Source organism: Providencia sp. UF-183 (assembly GCF_058246155.1).
On the sequence record NZ_JBSICD010000004.1, the window covers coordinates 66,960 to 87,212 of the forward strand.

Here is a 20,253-nt window from a genome sequence, read left to right on the forward strand (position 1 = left end):
GCTGGTGGCTAGTAAATTTCAAAATCGTCTTGCTGGCGTCATTGTTCTGGTTGCGGCAGGGGTCATCGTACTTCCTGCGCTTCTTGATGGCGATAAGAAATATAATGAAAATGAATTTGCGGCCATTCCTATTATCCCGAAACCGGGTGACGAAGAAGATATCGAAGCGATTGCACCATTAGCACATAATAGTGCGAGTGCTTCTTCGGAAGGGGCTTCTGAGGCCATGCTATCAGAGGCGATTACCCAGCAGCAAAATGAACAAGTGGCGGCAAATGTCCCTGCGACAGTCGAGCCAATAAAACCTGAGCCGAAGCCAGAACCTAAACCAGAGCCTAAGCCGGAACCAAAACCACAGCCGAAACCAGAACCTAAGCCCGAACCGAAACCAGAGGTAAAACCTGAGCCGCAAGGCAAAGCGTTTGTGGTTCAAGTCATTGCATTGAACAATGCGAACAAGGTTGAGGAGATTGTGGCGAAGTTACGGTTATCGGGTTACCAAGTGTATACCGTTCCAGCTAAGCCCGTGAACAATAAACTTACGCGTATTTATGTCGGGCCTGAGGCATCTAGACAAAAGCTAGAAGCTGCTCTTCCTGAACTTAACGCGATTACTGGGACAAAAGGGATAATTCAAACATTTAAACCCTAATAAATAGACACAATAATCCCTAAAAGGTAAGGGGATTTAGTAACTTACTGCGGCGATTATGATTTTTTCTTTTCGCCGCTATTTTTTGTAAATAGATAGAAAAATGGTTACGCAAACGTTTTCGTTTTCTGTTAGAATGCACTTCGCTGATGTCGTGAGTGCAAATTTTGGATGAAATATGGTCTGGATAGATTACGCAATTATCGCCATTATTGGCTTCTCGGCACTGGTTAGCTTGATCCGTGGTTTTGTTCGTGAGGCACTATCACTGGTGACATGGGGCTGTGCTTTTTTTGTCGCAAGTACATTTTACCCTTATTTAGCGGACTACTTTACCCGCTTTGAGGATGTACTGGTGCGAAACGGCATCGCCATCGCCGCATTATTTATTGCCACATTAATTGTAGGCGCGGTGGTGAACTATGTGATTAGCTCTTTAGTGCAAAAAACGGGTTTATCAGGCACTGATCGTGTTCTGGGGATTTGCTTCGGTGCTCTGCGTGGTGTGTTGATTGTATCGGCTTTGTTGTTCTTTCTCGATACCTTTACACCGCTTCCTCAAAGTGAGGATTGGCAGCGTTCAGAGTTTATTCCACAGTTCAGTCATATTATCAGGTGGTTTTTTGACTACCTGCAAAATGCGTCAAGTTTCCTACCGGAGAACATCTCTCCGTCTGGCTGATGAGGAAAGACCAAATGTGCGGTATTGTCGGGATCGCTGGTGTTACACCAGTTAACCAATCAATTTATGATGCTTTAACAGTGCTCCAGCACCGTGGGCAAGATGCAGCAGGTATTGCCACTATTGATGGCAAAAATAATATTCGTTTACGTAAAGCGAATGGCCTTGTGAAAGATGTGTTTGAAACGCGCCATATGCTTCGGTTACAAGGTTGCATGGGGTTAGGGCATGTTCGTTACCCAACCGCAGGCAGTTCCAGTGCTTCAGAAGCGCAGCCTTTTTACGTGAACTCACCATTTGGTATCACGCTTGCTCATAATGGTAATCTGACAAACGCACACGAACTCACACGCAGTTTGTTTGAAACCGCGCGTCGCCATGTTAATACGACGTCGGATTCTGAGATTTTGCTTAACGTGCTGGCGTATGAACTGGATAGATTTGACCATTTCCCTCTTGAACCAGACAACGTTTTTAGCGCAGTCGCCGCGATGCACAAAAAGCTGCGTGGCGCCTACGCTTGTGTCGCCCTGATTATCGGCCATGGCATGTTAGCGTTTCGCGACCCTCACGGTATTCGCCCGTTAGTATTAGGCCGCCGTATCACCGAAAATGGCGAACATGAGTATATGGTTGCCTCTGAAAGTGTCGCGCTCGATACGCTCGGTTTTGAATTTTTACGTGATGTCGCTCCGGGCGAAGCGGTATATGTCACAGAGAAAGGCCAATTATTCACACGCCAATGCTCTGACAACCCACAATTGACACCATGTATTTTTGAATACGTCTATTTTGCTCGCCAAGATTCCTTTATCGACAAAGTGTCGGTGTATAACGCAAGGTTACGTATGGGCCAAAAACTCGGCGCGAAAATTGCGCGTGAGTGGGAAGATCTCAACATCGATGTAGTGATCCCAATCCCAGAAACCTCTTGCGATATTGCCTTAGAAATCGCTCATATCTTGAATAAACCCTACCGCCAAGGTTTTGTTAAAAACCGTTATGTCGGCCGTACGTTTATCATGCCGGGTCAACAAGAGCGCCGTAAATCGGTACGTCGTAAACTGAATGCTAACCGCGCAGAGTTTCGCGACAAGAATGTGTTATTAATCGATGATTCTATTGTCCGCGGCACAACGTCTGAGCAAATTGTTGAATTAGCGCGTGAAGCGGGTGCTAAGAACGTCTATTTTGCCTCAGCAGCGCCGGAAGTTCGCTTCCCGAACGTGTATGGTATTGATATGCCAAATGCCAACGAGCTGATTGCTCATGGCCGTGAAGTGGATGAAATTCGTAAATTAATTGGCGCAGATGGGTTAATTTTCCAAGATTTATCCGACCTAGTTGATGCTGTTCGTGAGGAAAACCCAGAAATTACTGAGTTCGAATGTTCTGTATTTGATGGCATTTATGTCACCAAAGACATTGACCAAAGTTATTTAGATTATCTGGAAAACTTACGTAAAGACGACGAGCTGAAGTTGAAAGATAAGAGTGAAGTCGAGGATTTGGAAATCTACAACGAAGGCTAAAATACCTATCATTCTTCAAGTTGTAGGTGTGTTGGCTTCACAAATTCGCCCTAGTCACGTAGTTATCTACGCTCCTAGGGTCTCGTTTGTTTGCCGCCTACCTACAACATGAATAATTTAAGGTATTCGTTAAGTAATATTTGTACCAATTAAACTATCTAGAAAATTCATTCGTTCTATAGTCACTACAACATGAATTATCCTTGGCAATCTCACATCCCCAAAATATTGATTATTCGGATAGGCACCAACAACCGCACGTAATTTAGTATATAATCTTCAGAAATTACCGTGGATTGGGCAGAGAAATGAAAAAACTGATTATTGGGTTAACTGGAGCGAGTGGGGCGATTTATGGCGTCAGGTTGCTTGAGGTACTGAAACCTGTCGAACAGGTTGAAACCCATTTAGTGATGAGCGCCGCTGCCCGCCAAACATTAGCACTAGAAACCCAATACAGCGTGAAAGACGTACAGCAACTTGCAGACCACAACTACGATAGCCGCGATATTGCAGCGGCCATTTCATCAGGTTCGTTTCGTACCGCCGGCATGGTGATTATGCCTTGTACCATGAAAACCCTTTCTGGTATTGTTCATAGCTATACCGACACCTTAGTGACAAGAGCGGCGGATGTCGTACTTAAAGAAGGCAAGAAATTAGTCCTTGGAGTACGTGAAACGCCATTGCATGTTGGGCATTTGAAATTAATGGTGCAAGCGGCTGAAATGGGGGCGGTAATTATGCCACCCATGCCAGCGTTTTACCATCAACCGCAAACTATCCAAGACATTGTTAACCAAACAGTGAACCGCGTTTTAGACCAATTTGATATTGAACTTGAGCAGGATTTATTTAATCGCTGGCAAGGGGCTAAATAAATTAAGACAATATTTATACTTGGTTATTAAGTGTTTTTGAGCCAAATATAACACTAGGGTCAGTATTAAGATCAAAATTACCCATAGAAATATTGGGTTCGACAGGGTAAATATGGCCTTTTTTATCAATGAAAATGTCATCATCCGTTTTTTTCAATAGCGCTAGGTTATTTTGTATAACTTGATGAAGGATCGGGGTTGCAATGTTCGACGAGTAGATGGTCTTTTGCATATCATTCTTTGATTTAGTGTAATGAAACGCTAATGTGACGAGGTGATTTTTCTTGTCAAAATGACGGTGTACAATGCGATAGGTTTTATTTTTTGGTATCAAATTTTTGAATGATTTTCTTTTGAATACGGCCTCAAAGTTATCTAATGCCAGTAATTTGTTTGTTTTTAAATTGCTATCAAAAACTTTTGTTTCTTTATGCTTATTTGAAATTGTATCTATTCTATTAAGTTTAACAAATGAAATTTGATAATTAGAATCGCTATCTTTTATAAATTCATATTCCTCATGTTTAGCCATAAAACTTTTTAGAAAAGAAGTGAACTCATCGACGTCATGAGATTGATAAATACCTTCGTTGGGGTCAAAAAATTGATAGGTTTCACTTTCATTGTTTTTCTTGATATTAATTGCGCAAGCGTGACTTTGACTTAAGAATATATAATTTTGGTTTTCATCTTCACATGCTCTAATTATATCCATAAAATCATTTAATTTTGTCATTTCTTCATATTCATCTTGCATTTTTATACTGGTGGTTAAGTTTTGTTGCTTATTTGTATCTAGCCAGCTTTTTTCTATTTTTTCGTTTGTGAAAATTAGCATTAAATCTAATAGGTTATTAATTTTTGTTTGATTTATTTTTTTATTAATGATGGGTTCAATAATGTCGGATGCTTCTTTTTGTATTTCAGTATCTGGTCTTGAAATTTCACTTGAATTCAATGAGTATATTTCTTTTGCACACTTACTATTGTCAGGAATTAATGATGCCATAGTTATTTTTAGCATTCTATCGTCTTTACCTTTACATTGCTCAAGGTTTTCATTTAAGGCTAGGTCTATCAATTTCAAAAAATTTTTTTCTTCGAGGGTGGCAGAGGATAATGGGATATGTAGTGATAAATTATAATTGTATGCTGAGTTACATCGTAGTTTTTGTATATCAAATATTTCCTTAAGTAGTTTATTTCCTTGTTTAACTAGGCGTTTTTTTTCTGCGTGCTTTTTATAGTCTGAAACAGATGTCATCGCTAAATCACTGCGTTTTTTTTGCAACATCGCGTTGTTAGCGGCAATGTTATCTAGGTATCCGTTGTAAGTATTGATAAAGTTTTGCTCTAAACCTATATCACTATAATGTAAGAATTTGACAGATGTGCCATAACAAAAGCCAAAGAAAGGTTCTTTTGAATTTGCAATACCCAGTATGTTTTCCTTGAAAAATTTAGAGCCATCTGTTTCTAAAAAATTTAAAAATTTTGATTGGGTAAAGGGTGTTTTATTTAATGAAGTTATTTTGTCGGGCATGATGGTATCCTTAATTATCTAATGAATAGATACCATACTTATGTTTTCTATTTGTATCTTTCAAATCTCAATGATTTTGTATTTACTATATGCAATGGATATAAATGTACATGATTTGCATAAAGCACCTGTATAGGAATGTGTAGCCATCATCTCGTCATGTCTATCTCGAGATAGTAAAGATATGAGTATACTAGGAGCGTTAAAAGGGATTAGTTTTCTTTGGCAACCAATAAGTCTTCTAATGCAATTTTCAATTCGATAAATTCGAATTCAAACCCGGCTTCTTCTAGGCGTTTAGGTATAGCTTGCTGCCCACCTAATACTAAAGCGGCGGATTCACCTAAAATAGTTTTGATGACAAACGCAGGCGTGCGGACAAAAGAAGGGCGGTTGAGTACATCCCCTAAAATAGCCGTGAACTGGTCATTATGCACAGGGTAAGGCGCAGTCATATTGAAAGGGCCTGAAAGTGTTGGAGTCGTCAGTAAAAAGTAAATCGCGTTGACCATATCGTTGATATGTATCCATGGCATATATTGTTTACCATGACCAATTGGGCCACCAGCACCCATTTTAAAAATAGGCAGAATTTTACCTAATACACCGCCATTGGGGGATAAAACAAGGCCTGTGCGTAATAAACACACACGTGTTTTGTCGGACGCAGCATTTACGGCAAGGGCTTCCCAGTGTTGAGCGAGTTGATGGGTAAACTCGTCGTGGGGTTGTTCGTCTTCAGTGACAACAACTTGACCTTGGTCACCATAGTAGCCTACGGCAGAGCCCGATAAAAAAACGGAAGGCGGTGTTTCGCTAGCGGTAATGAGTTCAGCGAGTCGCTGGGTGATTTTCCAACGGCTATCACAAAGGCGTTTTTTTTGCTCGTCACTCCAGCGTTTTTCAGCAATGGGTTCGCCCGCTAAGTTAATAACGGCATCAAAGCCATTGAGATTATTGACATCATTTAACGTCGTCCAACATTCAACGGCCTTACAAAAGTGGCTATACACTTTTTGTGGCGAACGGCTTAATACAGTGACCTGATGATCGAGGGCGATTAATTTTTGAACCAGAGGGGTGCCGATGAGCCCTGTGCCGCCTGTTATGAGTATTTTCATTGCCATCCCCGTCATATTTCAAACCGCAGCGTTGTTGCCTGCGCTCAATACCTTAAGTCACATACTTATGTATGCTCCTCATCCCCGTCATATTTCAAGCCGCAGCGTTGTTGTCTGCCCTAGTTGCCTAGCGACTATCTCATTAAGATCAAGTCATCACGCTAATACAATGTTTCCATAGGTTTTATGATTTAACTATAGCACCTGTGAGCACAAATTGTGTGATTTGCCTACGTTATCGCAAAAAAGACAAAAGCTCTATGAGCAATGTGATAAGAAGTGTTTATTTGTGATAGCAACCAAGTGAAAATTGGGCTAGGATCGACGACTAAGTGCGAGTTAAAGCCCGTTGTATTGTCTGACATGTCGTGGCAATCAATCTATGACATAAGCTATTTTAGCTTAATTATAAAAGGTTTACAGGATGGAACAACAAACCGAAGTCGTTGAATGGGTCGATATTGTCGATGAGGATAACAGCGTTATCGCTCAGGCAACCCGCAGCCAAATGCGCGCTGAAAATTTACGGCATCGTGCGACGTATATTGTTGTGCATGATGGAATGGGGAAAATCTTAGTTCAACGACGTACTGACATTAAAGATTTTCACCCCGGCTTTCTCGATGCCACCGCCGGTGGTGTTGTTACCCAAGGTGAAAATATTCTGGACTCCGCAAAACGTGAAGCGGAAGAAGAGCTGGGGATTGCTGGCGTACCATTTGCAGAGCATGGCCATTTTTATTTCGAAGATGCGCATTGCCGCGTGTGGGGTGGGTTATTTAGCTGTGTTAGTCATGGCCCATTTGCACTGCAAGAGTCTGAAGTGGCAGAGGTGAGTTGGTTAACCCCAAAAGAAATCAGCGCTCGTTGTGATGAATTCACCCCTGATTCACTAAAAGCACTTTCGTTATGGCTGACGCGTAACAATGAGTCAGAAAAAGCCATCACTTGTGCTGAAAACTCATAATCACTCAGATTTAAATCGTAAAAGGACTATTTTTTGTAGTCCTTTTAATTTTTTCACCAAAATTCAAATCTCTAGCAAGGTTAATTTTTGACTAATATATAACTATTAGTTATATCCAACTTGCACCTTACACGATGTATTCATTTCAACTCTCGATATAATAAGCGAACTTATTATTTCGCTTGTCATATTGTGAAATTATTTAGCGATACAGAACGACGGATTGAGAAAATAACAATGACAATTCAAAAAGCAGAGTCACTTTTAAAACAACAACACCTTGAAAATGTTACAAATAAAGCGCGTGAAATTATGGCGCGTGAGGGGATTGAAGCGCTAATTGCAACGGTTGGGGATAATTTTTATCACTTAACAGGTTTTGCGAGTTTCTTTATGTACACCTTCAGGCAAACAGGTTCTGCCATTGCCGTGATCTTCCGTGATCCCACAGTAAAATCACTGGTGATCATGAATGAGTTTGAAGCGGCAAACTTAAGCTTGGAAATGCCAAACGCACAGATTAAAATCTTCCCAATTTGGGTGGATGTTGACGACCCTTATAACCCAGATAACGGTAAAGTGGTAAAAGCAAGGCCGATCAATAGCCCAATTGAAACCATTTTTAACTTATTAAAAGACGCTTTATCTGAGGCGGGTGTGTATGGCAAGCCTGTCGCGATTGAGCTTAACCAAATTACCTACACGGGTAAAAATTGGTTAGATAAAGTCATTCCAGAACTGAATCTGGTTGATTCTTCGCCGCTTTTTAATGAATTACGCATGATCAAAAGTGAATGGGAAATCAATCATCTGCGAAAATCAGCCCAAATTACTGAGGCAGGCATTGAAGCCGCTAGCCAACTGATTCGTGTTGGTTGTACATCAGCAGAACTGACCGCCGCTTTTAAAGCCAAAGTCATGTCTTTTCCTGAAACCAATTACAGTCGTTTTCATTTAATTTCAGTGGGAAGTGATTTTTCCCCCAAAATGTTGCCAGACAATGTGCCAGCAAAAGAAGGGAACTTAATTAAGTTTGATTGCGGTGTGGATGTGGCGGGATACGGTGCTGATATCGCACGTACTTTTGTGGTGGGTAAACCGAATGACAAAGTTAACGGGATTTACCAAACTATATTAAAAGGCCATCAATATATGCTAAGCCGTATTGCACCCGGTGTGGCGTTAAGCGATGTATTTAATGAAACGATGGCATTAATTCGTTCATCAGGTTTACCACACTATAACCGTGGTCATTTGGGGCACGGTGACGGCGTATTTGTTGGTTTAGAAGAAGCGCCTTTTGTTAGTGCAGCAACCACTGAGGTGTTCCGTGCAGGCATGGTCATGAGCTTGGAAACGCCGTATTACGGTATTGGTGTGGGCGGTATTATGATTGAAGATATGTTACTGATTACAGAGGATGGTGTTGAAATGTTAAGTCATTTGCCTCGTGAATTGGTTTCTCTCAAATAATAAAAATAAGGACTTTTTATGAGATGGTATCACTACCTCGTTATTTTCCCGATTTTGGCGTTAACCGTCGGGATCTATTATGCCAATGAGGTCGAACCCTTTGTCATGGGGCTGCCTTTCTTAATGTTTTGGATAGTGGCATGGGTGATTGTGACAGCACTCGTTATGTTATTAATTAATGTGTTAGACAGTAAAAACCTTAAGGAAACGTCATGAGCTCCGCATTAATTATTATTGCCGTTTTTTTCCTTTTCAGTGTTTATTTGGCAATCAGAGCCAAAAAAGGAAAAACGATGGACCACGAAGGATGGTCTGTAGGTGGGCGAAGCTATGGAGCGCTACTCGTTTTCCTACTCAGTGCAGGGGAAATTTATACGACCTTTACATTCCTTGGGGGCAGCGGCTGGGCATACGGTAAAGGGCCAGCTATCCTCTATACCCTAGCGGTTAATGCCTTTATGGGGATCTTTTTGTACTGGGTGCATCCGCGTGTTTGGCGGTTTGCAAAAGATAATGATGTCAGAACTATTTCTGAATTATTTACTAAGAAATATAACAGCCAAGGGCTCGGGCTATTAATTAGCTTAATTTCCATTGCGGCGATGGTACCATTATTTGTTCTCCAACTGAAAGGCCTTGGTATTATTGTTTCACAAGCCTCCTATGGGGCTATTCCTGCGGATATGGCCATTTGGATTGGAATTATCGCAGTCACGTTGTTTGTGATGATTTCAGGTATTCATGGGTCAGCTTGGACATCCGCTCTGAAAGATTTAATGATCTTAATTGTCGTGGTGTTTATTGGGATTTATATTCCGCTGCATTATTACGGTAGCTTTGGTGATATGTTTAAAGCGATTGATACCGCCATGCCAAGCTTCTTAACCTTCCCAAAAACAGGGCTGAATATTCCGTGGTATATTTCCACAATATTCCTATCTGTTGTGGCGTATTTCTGTTGGCCTCATTATATGGCAGCGGTATTTACGGCAAAAGATGAAAAGTCCCTCAAGCGAAATAGTATTTTAATTCCGGCGTACAGCTTGATTATGCTATTTGCCTTTTTTGTTGGTTATGCGGCGATATTACAAATTCCACACCTTGAAGGCTCTGCGGTGGATTTATCACTGTTTGAAATTTCGAAAGAAACCTTTTCACCTGTAGTGGTTGGCTTTATCGGTGCAGCAGGGATGTTAACGGCGTTAGTACCCGGTTCTATGTTGTTGTTAACCACCTCAAATATGTTAGCGGGCGTGGTACAAAAAGCGGTAGGTGTGAGTGAAGAAAAACGCCAGTCTGGTGTGTACGCGCGCTATATGGTGCCGTTAGTTGCCTTGGTGAGCTTGTATTTTATTTTCCACAGTAATGACACGTTAGTGGCAATTATGTTGCTTGGCGTGAATATTGTAGCGCAATTTTTCCCTGCGTTATTGATGAGTTTCAAACAGCATAATCCAATGACATCCGCGGGTGCGATTTGTGGTATTGCAGCGGGGGTATTATTCCTTGCTGTCACCTATATTGAAAAAATATCGTTAGCACAACTCTTCCCATGGTTAGGGGAAGGCTTAAGCTTTATGAATATTGGTATTGCTGCATTTATTCTGAATATTATTGTTGCGGTGGTTGTTTCGTTATTGACTCGAAAAAAATAATATTGGGATATTCCATTAAATAAAATGCCCGCGATTTTTGCGGGTATTTTTGTGAGTCTTATTTACGTGCCATTTGAACACAGAACACGCCTGTCACCACTAAACCGATGCCCAGTATCTTTCCGAGTGGAATTGGGTTTTGTGGCATACCAAACCACCCAAAGTGCTCTATCAAAGCTGAAATCATTAATTGACCTGCAATCACCATCACAAAGAAGGTCGTGCTACCAATTTTTGGCACTAAAATAAGAGCAGAAGTGAGGTAAAGCATACCCGCAATTCCCCCAAACCAAATCCAAAGGGGCTGATGAAACAATTCCGCGCTAAAATTAGGTTTTGGGACCTTAAAAACAAAGAGTAATGGGATCAGGACAATAATGCTGATCACCAGTGAAACGGCACTGGCCCAAAGTGGATGGCCTAAGTGGCGGGCTAATACTGCATTGCTTGCTGCTTGGATAGGGACAACGACCCCAGCAAACAGCGCCACTAATGCTAAAAGTATTCCAGATAATGAAAGTGTAGACATACCAACCTCAGTGTTAACAGGGGATCATTATTGATTTAAGATAAGATTAACGAGCAGGGCATTAATTGGGAAATGAACAATTTTATAAGGTACTATTCGCCAAATGAATAACTTAAGAAGATTAGATTTAAATCAATTAGTTACCTTGCTAATTTTATTGAGGGAACGCCATGTCAGCCGTGCGGCACAAGCCCTTCATAAAAGTCAGCCTGCGGTTAGCCACTCACTGAATCAGCTGCGTGAGCTATTTCAAGACCCTCTGTTGGTACGGCAGAATGGGCAATACCAATTAACCAGTAAAGCGGAATCACTATATACACCGTTACTGAAAGCACTGGAGCAATTAGACTACTTGATTGCTCAACAAAATTTTCAACCTGCTTTGTGCCATCAACGGTTTAATCTTGCATTGTCTGATTATGGTGCAGCCATTATTGCTCAACCATTGACGCGTTTTCTGCGCGAGCAAGCACCTGATGTCGATTTAAACATTTGGCATTGTAGTCGAGAAGAAATGCAAAATAAGTTATTAGAAGGAAGTTTAGATCTGGCGTTTGGGGTCTTTAATTCACTTGATAACACGCTTCGTGCCCAATCGATTTTCCAAGATAAAATGGTGAGTCTGGCCGATAAGTCAATTTGCCCAGCGGGAACAATGACGTTGGACGAATGGTTGTCACACCCTCATATTGCTGTGAGTATGAAACCGTTTGACACCAACGAAGTTGATGCGCAGCTAAAACGGTTAAATCAGCAAAGACGTGTGGCAGTGACAGTACCTTATTGGCAAGTTGCACCACAACTTATTGCAGGTACTGACCTTATCTTAACAGCGGCACAAAGAGGTTTTCCGCCAGAGATGAATCAACATTGTGTGATATTTGAGCCACCCGTTGAGATTGCACCATTGGATTTTCAAATGATTTGGCATGAACGCAGTGATACGGATAACGCACTGAATTGGTTAAGAGAAACTATCATTAATTTATTCGCACAATAAAAAATGCCAGCCAATGATGCTGGCTGGCATTTACCGCAATAATAAATGAATTACGCGTTTTCGTTCTGTACCGCTTGGATTGCAGTTAACGCAACGGTATAAACGATATCGTCAACTAATGCCCCACGAGACAAGTCATTGACTGGTTTGCGCATACCTTGCAGCATTGGGCCGATTGACACGAGGTCAGCGGAACGTTGTACTGCTTTATAGGTGGTGTTACCCGTGTTCAGGTCTGGGAAGATAAACACGGTTGCTTTACCGGCAACTGGGGAGTTAGGCGCTTTCGATTTCGCCACATCAGCCATTACCGCCGCATCGTACTGCAATGGACCATCAATCATCAGGTCTGGGCGTTTTTCTTGCGCTAAACGGGTTGCTTCACGCACTTTTTCAACATCACTACCTGCGCCTGAATCACCAGTTGAGTATGAAATCATTGCAACACGTGGGTCGATACCAAAGGCTTTTGCAGAATCCGCAGATTGAATAGCGATTTCAGATAATTGCTCTGCTGTTGGGTCTGGATTGATTGCACAGTCGCCATAAACAAAGACTTGCTCAGGTAACAGCATAAAGAACACAGAAGAAACCAATGAGCTACCCGGCGCCGTTTTGATCAACTGGAGCGGTGGGCGGATGGTATTCGCGGTGGTATGCACTGCACCTGAAACTAAGCCATCAACTTCACCTTTTTCGAGCATTAATGTGCCCAAAACTACGTTGTCTTCCAGTTGTTCACGAGCAACAACTTCGGTCATACCTTTGCTCTTACGCAGTTCAACAAGGCGTGCAACGTATTCTTCGCGGACTTTAATTGGGTCAACGATTTCAATACCCGTGCCTAATTCAATGCCTTGTGCAGCGGCAACACGACGGATATCGTCAGGGTTACCTAACAGAACGCATGTTGCGATCCCACGCTCAGCACAGATAGAGGCGGCTTTAACGGTACGAGGTTCATCACCTTCAGGCAGAACGATACGTTTACCTGCTTTACGTGCTAATTCAGTTAATTGATAACGGAACGCTGGCGGAGATAAACGGTTTGGACGCTCAGAGTCAGCCACTAAGGATTCAATCCAGTCGCTACTAATATGGCGAGCCACATAGTTTTGAATTTTTTCGATACGCTCATGGTCATCTGCTGGCACTTCTAAGCTGAAACTTTGCAGGTTCAGGGAAGTTTGCCATGTGTTGCTTTTCACCATGAAGACAGGCAAGCCTGTTTCGAATGCTTGTTCGCATAATTGACGAATTGGCGCATCGATGTTGTAGCCACCCGTTAACAGAACCGCACCAATTTCAACGCCATTCATCGCAGCTAATGATGCAGAAACCAGCACGTCAGGGCGGTCTGCTGAAGTCACTAACAGTGAACCTGGGCGGAAGTGCTCAAGCATATGTGGGATGCTACGTGCACAGAAAGTGACAGATTTAACACGACGTGTTTTGATCTCACCTTCGTTAACAATCTCTGCACCCAAGTGTTTTGCCATGTCGATTGCACGCGTCGCGATTAAATCGAAGTTCCACGGAATGGATGCTAGCACTGGCAGGTTCAGTGCAGAAAGCTGTTTCGGGTCGAGGTTAGCCACTGTCGCTTTCGTTGAATCGTCAAAGATTTCAGACAGGTCAGGGCGAGTACGGCCTTGTTCATCAACAGGTGCATTCACCTTATTAATGATAACGCCGATAATATTCTTATTACGTTGGCCACCAAATTCATTACGAACTAGCTCTAAACGCTCTTGCATTTGTGTAATTGAGCTATTGCCTGTCGCAGTGACAAAAACAATTTCCGCGCCTAATGTTTTGGCAATTTCATAGTTTAATGACTGAGCAAAAGAGTGTTTACGCGTGGGCACCAAGCCTTCGATTAAAATCACTTCTGCATTTTTGGTGTGATCGTGGTAGCGAGCCACAATCTCTTCCATTAACACATCTTTTTTAGATGAGGTCAGCAGTGATTCAACATATTCCATCGTCAGTGGTTCAACAATGGTGGTGATACTTGAATGGGAACGCAGGACTTCAGTAGTTTGGTCTTTATTGCCAGAGATGCGGGGCTGTGCGATAGGTTTGAATACGCTTAATTGAACACCTTTTTGTTCCATTGAGCGAACGACACCTAGGCTAACGCTAGTTAAGCCAACGCTGGTGCCGGTAGGTATTAACATAATTGTACGGGACACGGGAACCTCTTTATTTCGGTTACTCTAATGACAAAACGATACCGCCAGCATTTGCTGGCGGTAGATGTTTCTTATGCGGTTAAACGCGCAGTATCTTGAGCGATAACCAACTCTTCATTGGTTGCGATAACCATTGCTGGGCGGCTATTATCGGTTGTGATTAAACCTTCTTTACCGAAGCGTGCCGCTAAGTTACGTTCGTGGTCATATTCGAAACCAAGAATAGCCAGTTTCTTCAGGGTAATTTCACGAACTTGTGCTGAGTTTTCACCAATACCGCCTGTGAAGATGATAGCATCAAGACGGCCTTCCATCAGTGCACTGTATGCGCCAACATATTTAGCTAAACGGTGGCAGAAAACATCCATTGCACGCGTTGCATCTTCTTTTGTGCCATAGTTGTCTTCAACATAGCGACAATCACTTGTTACGCCTGTTAAGCCTAATAGTCCAGATTCTTTGGTCAGCATTTTGTTGATTTGATCAACGCTCATGCCTAAAGAGTCATGTAAATGGAAAATAATTGCAGGGTCGATATCGCCACTGCGCGTTCCCATGACTAAACCTTCTAATGGAGTTAAGCCCATAGAGGTATCAACACATTTACCGTTGACAATCGCAGTGACAGAACCGCCGTTACCTAAATGGCAAGTGATAACGTTTAATTCTTCAACAGGTTTGTTGAGTTTTTTCGCCGCTTCACGAGAAACATAGTAATGGCTTGTGCCGTGTGCGCCGTAACGACGGATACTATGTTCTGAATAGAGTTCGTATGGCAGGGCATACAGATAGGCTTCTTGTGGCATTGTCTGATGGAACGCAGTGTCAAATACAGCCACGTTTTTATTGATCAGATGAGGGAACGATTTTCTTGCCTCTTCAATACCAATTAGGTGAGCAGGGTTATGCAGTGGAGCAAATGGGATTGCCGCTTCAATGCCTTCAATCACTTCGTCAGTGATTAAAACAGAAGAGGTGAATTTCTCGCCGCCGTGAACAATACGGTGACCGATCGATGTAATTTGCGCTGACAACTCAGGTTTTTCAGCAAGAATGGTGTTGACAATGAAATTCAATGCTTCGCTATGCGCCGCACCAGCACCTAAAGGAGCTTCCTTTTTAGCACCATCCATTTTCCATTTAATACGGGCTTCAGGGAGGTTGAAACACTCAGCTAAACCGGATAAAAATTCGTCACCGTTAGTTGGATCAATGATGGCGAACTTCAGCGAGGAGCTACCGCAGTTTAGAACCAGTACCAGCTTACTTGACATGGAAATACCTATCGTTAATTGTTGTTGTGAAGCCTTTTAAAAACATGAAAAGACTCAGATTAAAAATATGGTTCGCTAGAGCCTAGCGTATTTATGACCTGAAACATCATGATTGATATCATGTTAAAGGCGAAAAAGTTAAAGATCTTGGTAATCTTCAAGGGTTTTATAACGCTATCGTTATTCTTTTGTGCAAAGTGCTATATAAAAGAAAACTTCGCATCTGGTGTTGAAATAACGACCAAAACCCCAATATATAACTGTTGTCTATCTTTTTATTAAAAAGATGGATAAAGCGATAAAGTAACAAATTCAACAGCAATTCTAAATGTGGCAGATTCTACTAAAAATATTTTATATTTTATACGTTTTTTTTAAAAATAGGTCGTTTGATTGATTAAAATCATAAGTGTCATATAAAGTGTAGTTATAGCACGAAGTTAGATATTTATCAGAATAGCTGATTTTCATTAAGGTCGCTTAATTTAAGGTAAATTCAGTAAATAATTTGTTTAACTTAAGTGTGCGTTCTCGCTCACAATGGCGTAAGCTTAATGATAGCTAGTCAGTTTTAGAAGTGCATAGGAAACGATTCATGAGTACATTACAAAACACACCCCCAGGTTTTTTTAAACGCTTCAGATTAGGCAATCGCTATCTGAAAACTTTTCCTATGGAAAAAAAACTGTCACCTATTTTCCCTGAAATTCGGATTAACAAAGCTGTTCGTTTTGGTATTCGCTTTATGCCGCCGATTGCTATCTTCACATTAGCATGGCAAATCGCCTTAGGTGGGCAGCTTGGCCCTGCAATTGCAACGGCATTATTTGCCTGTAGTTTACCAATGCAAGGGTTATGGTGGTTAGGGAAACGTGCGTCAACACCTCTGCCATCAAGCTTGCTGAGCTGGTTTTACGAGATCCGCGACAAATTTACGGAGGCGGGAATTGCGATGGCCCCCGTTGAGCAACAGCCTGATTACATGGCGTTGGCTGACCTTCTTAAGCGTGCATTTAACCAACTCGATCGCTCTTTTATGGAAGATGTTTAACAAAAAATCGCTGTACAATTTTTATTAAAAGCTAGAGTTAACAATAAGTAATGCAAAAAGTGTATCTAGATCAATAAAAGCGATGTTTTCACTGTCTTAGATGTAGGTTGAGTGCGAAGATAAGCCATACTTTTCTGTAGGAGAGCCATGATGGAAATGACTAACGCCCAACGCCTGATTTTATCGAATCAATATAAAATGATGACTATGTTAGACCCAGATAACGCAGAACGTTATCGCCGCTTGCAAACGATTATTGAACGTGGCTTTGGGTTACAAATGCGCGAACTGGACAGAGATTTCGGTCATTTAAGTGAGGAAACATGTCGCACTGTGATTGAAATTATGGAGATGTACCACGCACTGCAAGTTTCCTACAGTAATTTGCCTGAAAAACAAGATATTGATGGCCGCCGTGTGCAATTTTTAGGTTTTGATGCAGCAACGGAAGCGCGTTATTTAAGCTATGTGCGCTTTATGGTGAATACAGAAGGGCGTTATACCCATTTTGATAGCGGGACTCACGGGTTTAACTCGCAAACGCCAATGTGGGAGAAGTATGTTCGGATGTTGTCGATTTGGCATGCGTGTCCAAGGCAGTATCATTTGTCAGCAGTGGAGATTTCGCAAATTTTTAACGCTTAGTTTTTCTCGTCGTATTTTGCGCTGTAGCGGTGTTGGCTTCACACACTAACCCTAGTCACATACTCATGTATGCTCCTAGGGATTAGCGTGCTTGCCGCCTAGCTACAGCACAAACTCCTTAGAGCAAACTTGTTCTTCATACCTCTGCCTTAGCGACAAGACGAATTATTTAGAGCAAATGGGGTTAATTGGTATAAAAATTCAATTTCAAATTCAATTTCACATTTCTTTTCAGCTTTAACTCACCAGTGCATTCAAATCTAAGTCATTAACGCAAATCTTGATTATTTTTGTTATTGAGGTTGCGCATTGGCGTCTATTTAGCGTTAACTAAGAGATAGAATCGATTCAAGTACATGAAAGGGGTAGACGTGAAATTAAAGGCAAAGGGTTTTCTATTTGATTTGGATGGGACATTGGCGGATTCGCTGGCGGTAGTTGAGCGTTGCTGGTGTAAATTTGGTGAGCGTATAGGGAAAAGCCCGGAAGAAATTATTAGCTTTATTCATGGAAAGCCTGCATTGACCAGTCTGCGCCATTTTTTGCCTGAGGCAAGTGATGAAGAAATTATGGGTTATTTTCGCTGGCTCGAAAAGATGGAAAGTGAAGATGTTGAAGGCGTTGTCGCCTTACCGGGTGCGGTTGCTTTGCTAACACGCCTGAATGAGATTGGTGCACCTTGGGCGATCGTGACCTCAGGGACTGTACCCATCGCACATGGACGCCAGCAAGCTGCGGGATTACCAGAGCCGAAACACTGGGTGACATTTGAAAAAGTGTCTAAAGGTAAGCCTGATCCAGAACCTTTTATGCTAGGGGCAAAAGCGCTTTCTCTACCTGAAAAATCGTGCATTGCCTTTGAAGATGCTCAAGCTGGCATTCATTCTGCACTTAGCGCAGGTTGCCAAGTGGTTGCAGTCCATGCACCAGAGAGCTTACCCCGCCGTGATGAAATCGATGTAATTGTCAGTTCACTGGAGCAAATTTCTGTTATGGGACCTGACATTAATGGTGATTATGAACTTTTAGTGTCAAAATTGCTTTAATCGTGATCTAATCAAAGAAATTCTCCGTAAAACATGGTTAACTAAAGAAAATCTTTAGCAATGTTTTTTTTCGTCGAAAGGGGATATTTTGAACGGAGAATTGCTGTGGGTATTAACCCTCCTGTTGATAGCGATTGTTCTTTTTACCACGAATAAAGTCCGCATGGATGTGGTGGCGTTATTGGTGATTGTTGCGTTTGTACTCAGCGACACCTTAACGTTAGAGCAAGCGACTTCAGGTTTTGCCGATCCGAACGTGTTATTGATAGCCGCATTGTTCGTTATTGGTGATGGCCTTGTTCGCACAGGGATCGCATATCAAATGGGGGATTGGCTTGTTCGCGTTGCAGGAAGTAGCGAGAGCAAGATGTTGGTCTTTTTGATGCTAACGGTGGCTGGGCTCGGTGCTTTCATGAGCTCAACAGGCGTTGTGGCTATTTTTATTCCTGTGGTACTGAGCGTTGCTGCGCGCATGAAAACATCGCCAAGCCGGTTGATGATGCCGCTGGGCTTCGCGGGGCTTATCAGTGGCATGATGACCTTGGTTGCTACGCCGCCAAACATGGTGGTAAATAGCGAATTAGTCCGTGAAGGCATCAAAGGTTTCCAGTTTTTCTCCATTACCCCTATTGGTATTCTTATTCTACTGGCTGGTATTGCTTACATGTGGCTAACACGCCGCTGGTTAGGCAGTAATGAGCCCGATAAACTTCCTGAACGCTACCGCCGTACCTTTCGTGATTTAATCCGTGATTACAAGCTAACTGGTCGCGCGCGCCGCCTTGCTATTCGTAAAGGCTCTCCGTTAATTGGCCATACCCTTGATGAACTGCATTTGCGTTCACGTTATGAAGCCAACGTAGTGGGAATAGAGCGTTGGAGAAAGTTTCGCCGCGTGATGGTCAGCGCGACAGGGGGAACGGAGCTGCGTGAACGCGATGTTTTACTGGTTGATATATCGGTAAGTGATGATGATTTACGTCTATTTTGTAGTGAACAATTGCTTGAGCCAATGATTTTACGTGGGGATTATTTCTCGGATCAGTCTCGCGATGTGGGGATGGCCGAAGTGTCCATGAACCCAGACTCTGAGTTACTGGGCAAAAGTTTACGGGATATCAAGTTTCGTACACGATATGGTTTGAACGTTGTCGGTATTCGCCGTGACGGTAAGGCATTGGATGGTAAGCTGGTGGATGAGCCGTTGCGCCTCGGCGATATTTTGTTGGTGATCGGTGATTGGAAGTTGATCCGTATTTTGTCCACTAAACCACGTAACTTTATTGTGTTGAATTTAGCGGCAGAAGTTGAAGCGGTCGCCCCTGCGGCTTCACAAGCTCCCCATGCTCTATTTTGCTTAGCATTGATGGTCGCCATGATGGTGACCAATGAAATTCCTAACTTTATCGCAGCATTAATTGCATGTTTGCTGATGGGAAAATTTCGCTGTATCGATATGGAAAGCGCCTATAAATCAATTCACTGGCCAAGTATTATCTTGATTGTTGGGATGATGCCTTTTGCGCTCGCGTTGCAAGAAACTGGCGGGATAGCCCTTGCGGTTGATGCATTAATGAAAATCGCGGGCGGTTTAGGTCCTCATGTGATGCTACTGTGTTTATTTATTCTGTGTGCCACGATTGGCTTGTTTATCTCAAATACAGCCACTGCGGTATTAATGGCACCAATTGCTATTGCTGCGGCGCGGCAAATGGAGGTTTCTCCTCTGCCTTTCGCGATGGTAGTGGGTATTGCAGCATCTGCGGCCTTTATGACGCCAGTCTCTTCACCTGTAAATACCTTAGTGCTCGGCCCTGGTGGTTATAAATTCTCTGATTTCTTAAAGATTGGGGTGCCATTTACGATTATTGTGATGTTTATCAGTATTGCGGTTATTCCTCTCCTTTTCCCTTTTTAAATAACAGCCCTAATCAATAGCGCTGTTATTTATCACTCATAATATGGGTAATTGTAATGAGCTTATTTGCTTTAATTCAGCTTAAGTTA

At 42.3% G+C, this 20,253-nt stretch carries 18 protein-coding genes; 13 read left to right on the forward strand and 5 right to left on the reverse strand.

The window, feature by feature from the left end:
* Nucleotides 1–4: 4 nt before the first annotated feature.
* From dedD to AC4IFT_RS04630, 4 genes are all read left to right on the forward strand, one after another.
* Entirely contained in the window at nucleotides 5–652 is a 648-nt protein-coding gene (gene dedD / locus AC4IFT_RS04615) for a cell division protein DedD (protein ID WP_490731387.1), read from the forward strand.
* 178 nt (nucleotides 653–830) lie between these two features.
* Nucleotides 831–1,334 carry a colicin V production protein gene (gene cvpA, locus AC4IFT_RS04620; RefSeq protein WP_206082374.1) on the forward strand — a complete coding sequence of 168 codons (504 nt, stop codon included), beginning with the start codon at nucleotides 831–833 and terminating at the stop codon, nucleotides 1,332–1,334.
* A 14-nt stretch (nucleotides 1,335–1,348) separates the two neighbouring features.
* Nucleotides 1,349–2,866, forward strand: a complete 1,518-nt coding sequence (gene purF / locus AC4IFT_RS04625; RefSeq protein WP_490731386.1) for an amidophosphoribosyltransferase — start codon at nucleotides 1,349–1,351, stop codon at nucleotides 2,864–2,866.
* 308 nt (nucleotides 2,867–3,174) lie between these two features.
* Nucleotides 3,175–3,747 (forward strand): UbiX family flavin prenyltransferase, encoded by a 573-nt coding sequence (locus AC4IFT_RS04630; RefSeq protein ID WP_353243179.1) that lies wholly within the window; start codon nucleotides 3,175–3,177, stop codon nucleotides 3,745–3,747.
* A 13-nt stretch (nucleotides 3,748–3,760) separates the two neighbouring features.
* Here AC4IFT_RS04630 and AC4IFT_RS04635 read toward each other — a convergent pair whose 3' ends face one another.
* Both AC4IFT_RS04635 and AC4IFT_RS04640 read right to left on the reverse strand, forming a co-directional pair.
* On the reverse strand, nucleotides 3,761–5,290 hold the full coding sequence (locus AC4IFT_RS04635) for a YopT-type cysteine protease domain-containing protein (protein WP_490750724.1): 1,530 nt from the start codon (nucleotides 5,288–5,290) through the stop codon (nucleotides 3,761–3,763).
* Between the two features lie 212 nt (nucleotides 5,291–5,502).
* Nucleotides 5,503–6,411 carry a TIGR01777 family oxidoreductase gene (locus AC4IFT_RS04640; protein ID WP_490750725.1) on the reverse strand — a complete coding sequence of 303 codons (909 nt, stop codon included), beginning with the start codon at nucleotides 6,409–6,411 and terminating at the stop codon, nucleotides 5,503–5,505.
* A gap of 424 nt (nucleotides 6,412–6,835) precedes the next feature.
* On the opposite strand from AC4IFT_RS04640, the gene yfcD reads away from it, so the two are divergent.
* The 4 genes from yfcD (at nucleotide 6,836) to AC4IFT_RS04660 (ending at nucleotide 10,506) form a co-directional block, all read left to right on the forward strand.
* On the forward strand, nucleotides 6,836–7,378 hold the full coding sequence (gene yfcD, locus AC4IFT_RS04645) for an NUDIX hydrolase YfcD (RefSeq protein ID WP_490731378.1): 543 nt from the start codon (nucleotides 6,836–6,838) through the stop codon (nucleotides 7,376–7,378).
* 237 nt (nucleotides 7,379–7,615) lie between these two features.
* Nucleotides 7,616–8,851 carry a M24 family metallopeptidase gene (locus tag AC4IFT_RS04650; RefSeq protein ID WP_490750726.1) on the forward strand — a complete coding sequence of 412 codons (1,236 nt, stop codon included), beginning with the start codon at nucleotides 7,616–7,618 and terminating at the stop codon, nucleotides 8,849–8,851.
* Nucleotides 8,852–8,869: 18 nt separating this feature from the next.
* On the forward strand, nucleotides 8,870–9,067 hold the full coding sequence (locus AC4IFT_RS04655) for a DUF3311 domain-containing protein (protein WP_219247190.1): 198 nt from the start codon (nucleotides 8,870–8,872) through the stop codon (nucleotides 9,065–9,067).
* Entirely contained in the window at nucleotides 9,064–10,506 is a 1,443-nt protein-coding gene (locus tag AC4IFT_RS04660) for a sodium:solute symporter family protein (RefSeq protein WP_490750727.1), read from the forward strand. The genes AC4IFT_RS04655 and AC4IFT_RS04660 overlap by 4 nt, the downstream gene beginning before the upstream one ends.
* Nucleotides 10,507–10,564: 58 nt before the next feature.
* Here the strand turns inward: AC4IFT_RS04660 and AC4IFT_RS04665 are convergent, their stop codons facing one another.
* Complete coding sequence (locus AC4IFT_RS04665) at nucleotides 10,565–11,035, reverse strand: DMT family transporter (RefSeq protein ID WP_273839196.1); 471 nt, start codon at nucleotides 11,033–11,035, stop codon at nucleotides 10,565–10,567.
* Between the two features lie 103 nt (nucleotides 11,036–11,138).
* On the opposite strand from AC4IFT_RS04665, the gene AC4IFT_RS04670 reads away from it, so the two are divergent.
* Nucleotides 11,139–12,035, forward strand: coding sequence for a LysR family transcriptional regulator (locus tag AC4IFT_RS04670; protein WP_490731370.1), 897 nt, complete (start codon nucleotides 11,139–11,141; stop codon nucleotides 12,033–12,035).
* A gap of 50 nt (nucleotides 12,036–12,085) precedes the next feature.
* On the opposite strand, the gene pta is transcribed toward AC4IFT_RS04670, so the two are convergent.
* Together pta and ackA are read right to left on the reverse strand one after the other, a co-directional pair.
* A complete protein-coding gene (gene pta, locus AC4IFT_RS04675) occupies nucleotides 12,086–14,230 on the reverse strand; it encodes a phosphate acetyltransferase (RefSeq protein ID WP_490731368.1) in 2,145 nt (714 codons plus the stop codon).
* 71 nt (nucleotides 14,231–14,301) lie between these two features.
* Entirely contained in the window at nucleotides 14,302–15,504 is a 1,203-nt protein-coding gene (gene ackA, locus AC4IFT_RS04680) for an acetate kinase (protein WP_219247197.1), read from the reverse strand.
* 595 nt (nucleotides 15,505–16,099) lie between these two features.
* Between ackA and yfbV the strand changes: the two genes are divergently transcribed.
* The 4 genes from yfbV (at nucleotide 16,100) to AC4IFT_RS04700 (ending at nucleotide 20,164) form a co-directional block, all read left to right on the forward strand.
* Nucleotides 16,100–16,555, forward strand: coding sequence for a terminus macrodomain insulation protein YfbV (yfbV, locus tag AC4IFT_RS04685; RefSeq protein WP_219247199.1), 456 nt, complete (start codon nucleotides 16,100–16,102; stop codon nucleotides 16,553–16,555).
* A 150-nt stretch (nucleotides 16,556–16,705) separates the two neighbouring features.
* On the forward strand, nucleotides 16,706–17,200 hold the full coding sequence (locus tag AC4IFT_RS04690; RefSeq protein WP_219249371.1) for a YfbU family protein: 495 nt from the start codon (nucleotides 16,706–16,708) through the stop codon (nucleotides 17,198–17,200).
* Nucleotides 17,201–17,556: 356 nt separating this feature from the next.
* A complete protein-coding gene (locus tag AC4IFT_RS04695) occupies nucleotides 17,557–18,246 on the forward strand; it encodes a sugar phosphatase (RefSeq protein ID WP_490750728.1) in 690 nt (229 codons plus the stop codon).
* An 88-nt stretch (nucleotides 18,247–18,334) separates the two neighbouring features.
* Nucleotides 18,335–20,164, forward strand: coding sequence for an SLC13 family permease (locus AC4IFT_RS04700; protein ID WP_490750729.1), 1,830 nt, complete (start codon nucleotides 18,335–18,337; stop codon nucleotides 20,162–20,164).
* Nucleotides 20,165–20,253: the final 89 nt, after the last annotated feature.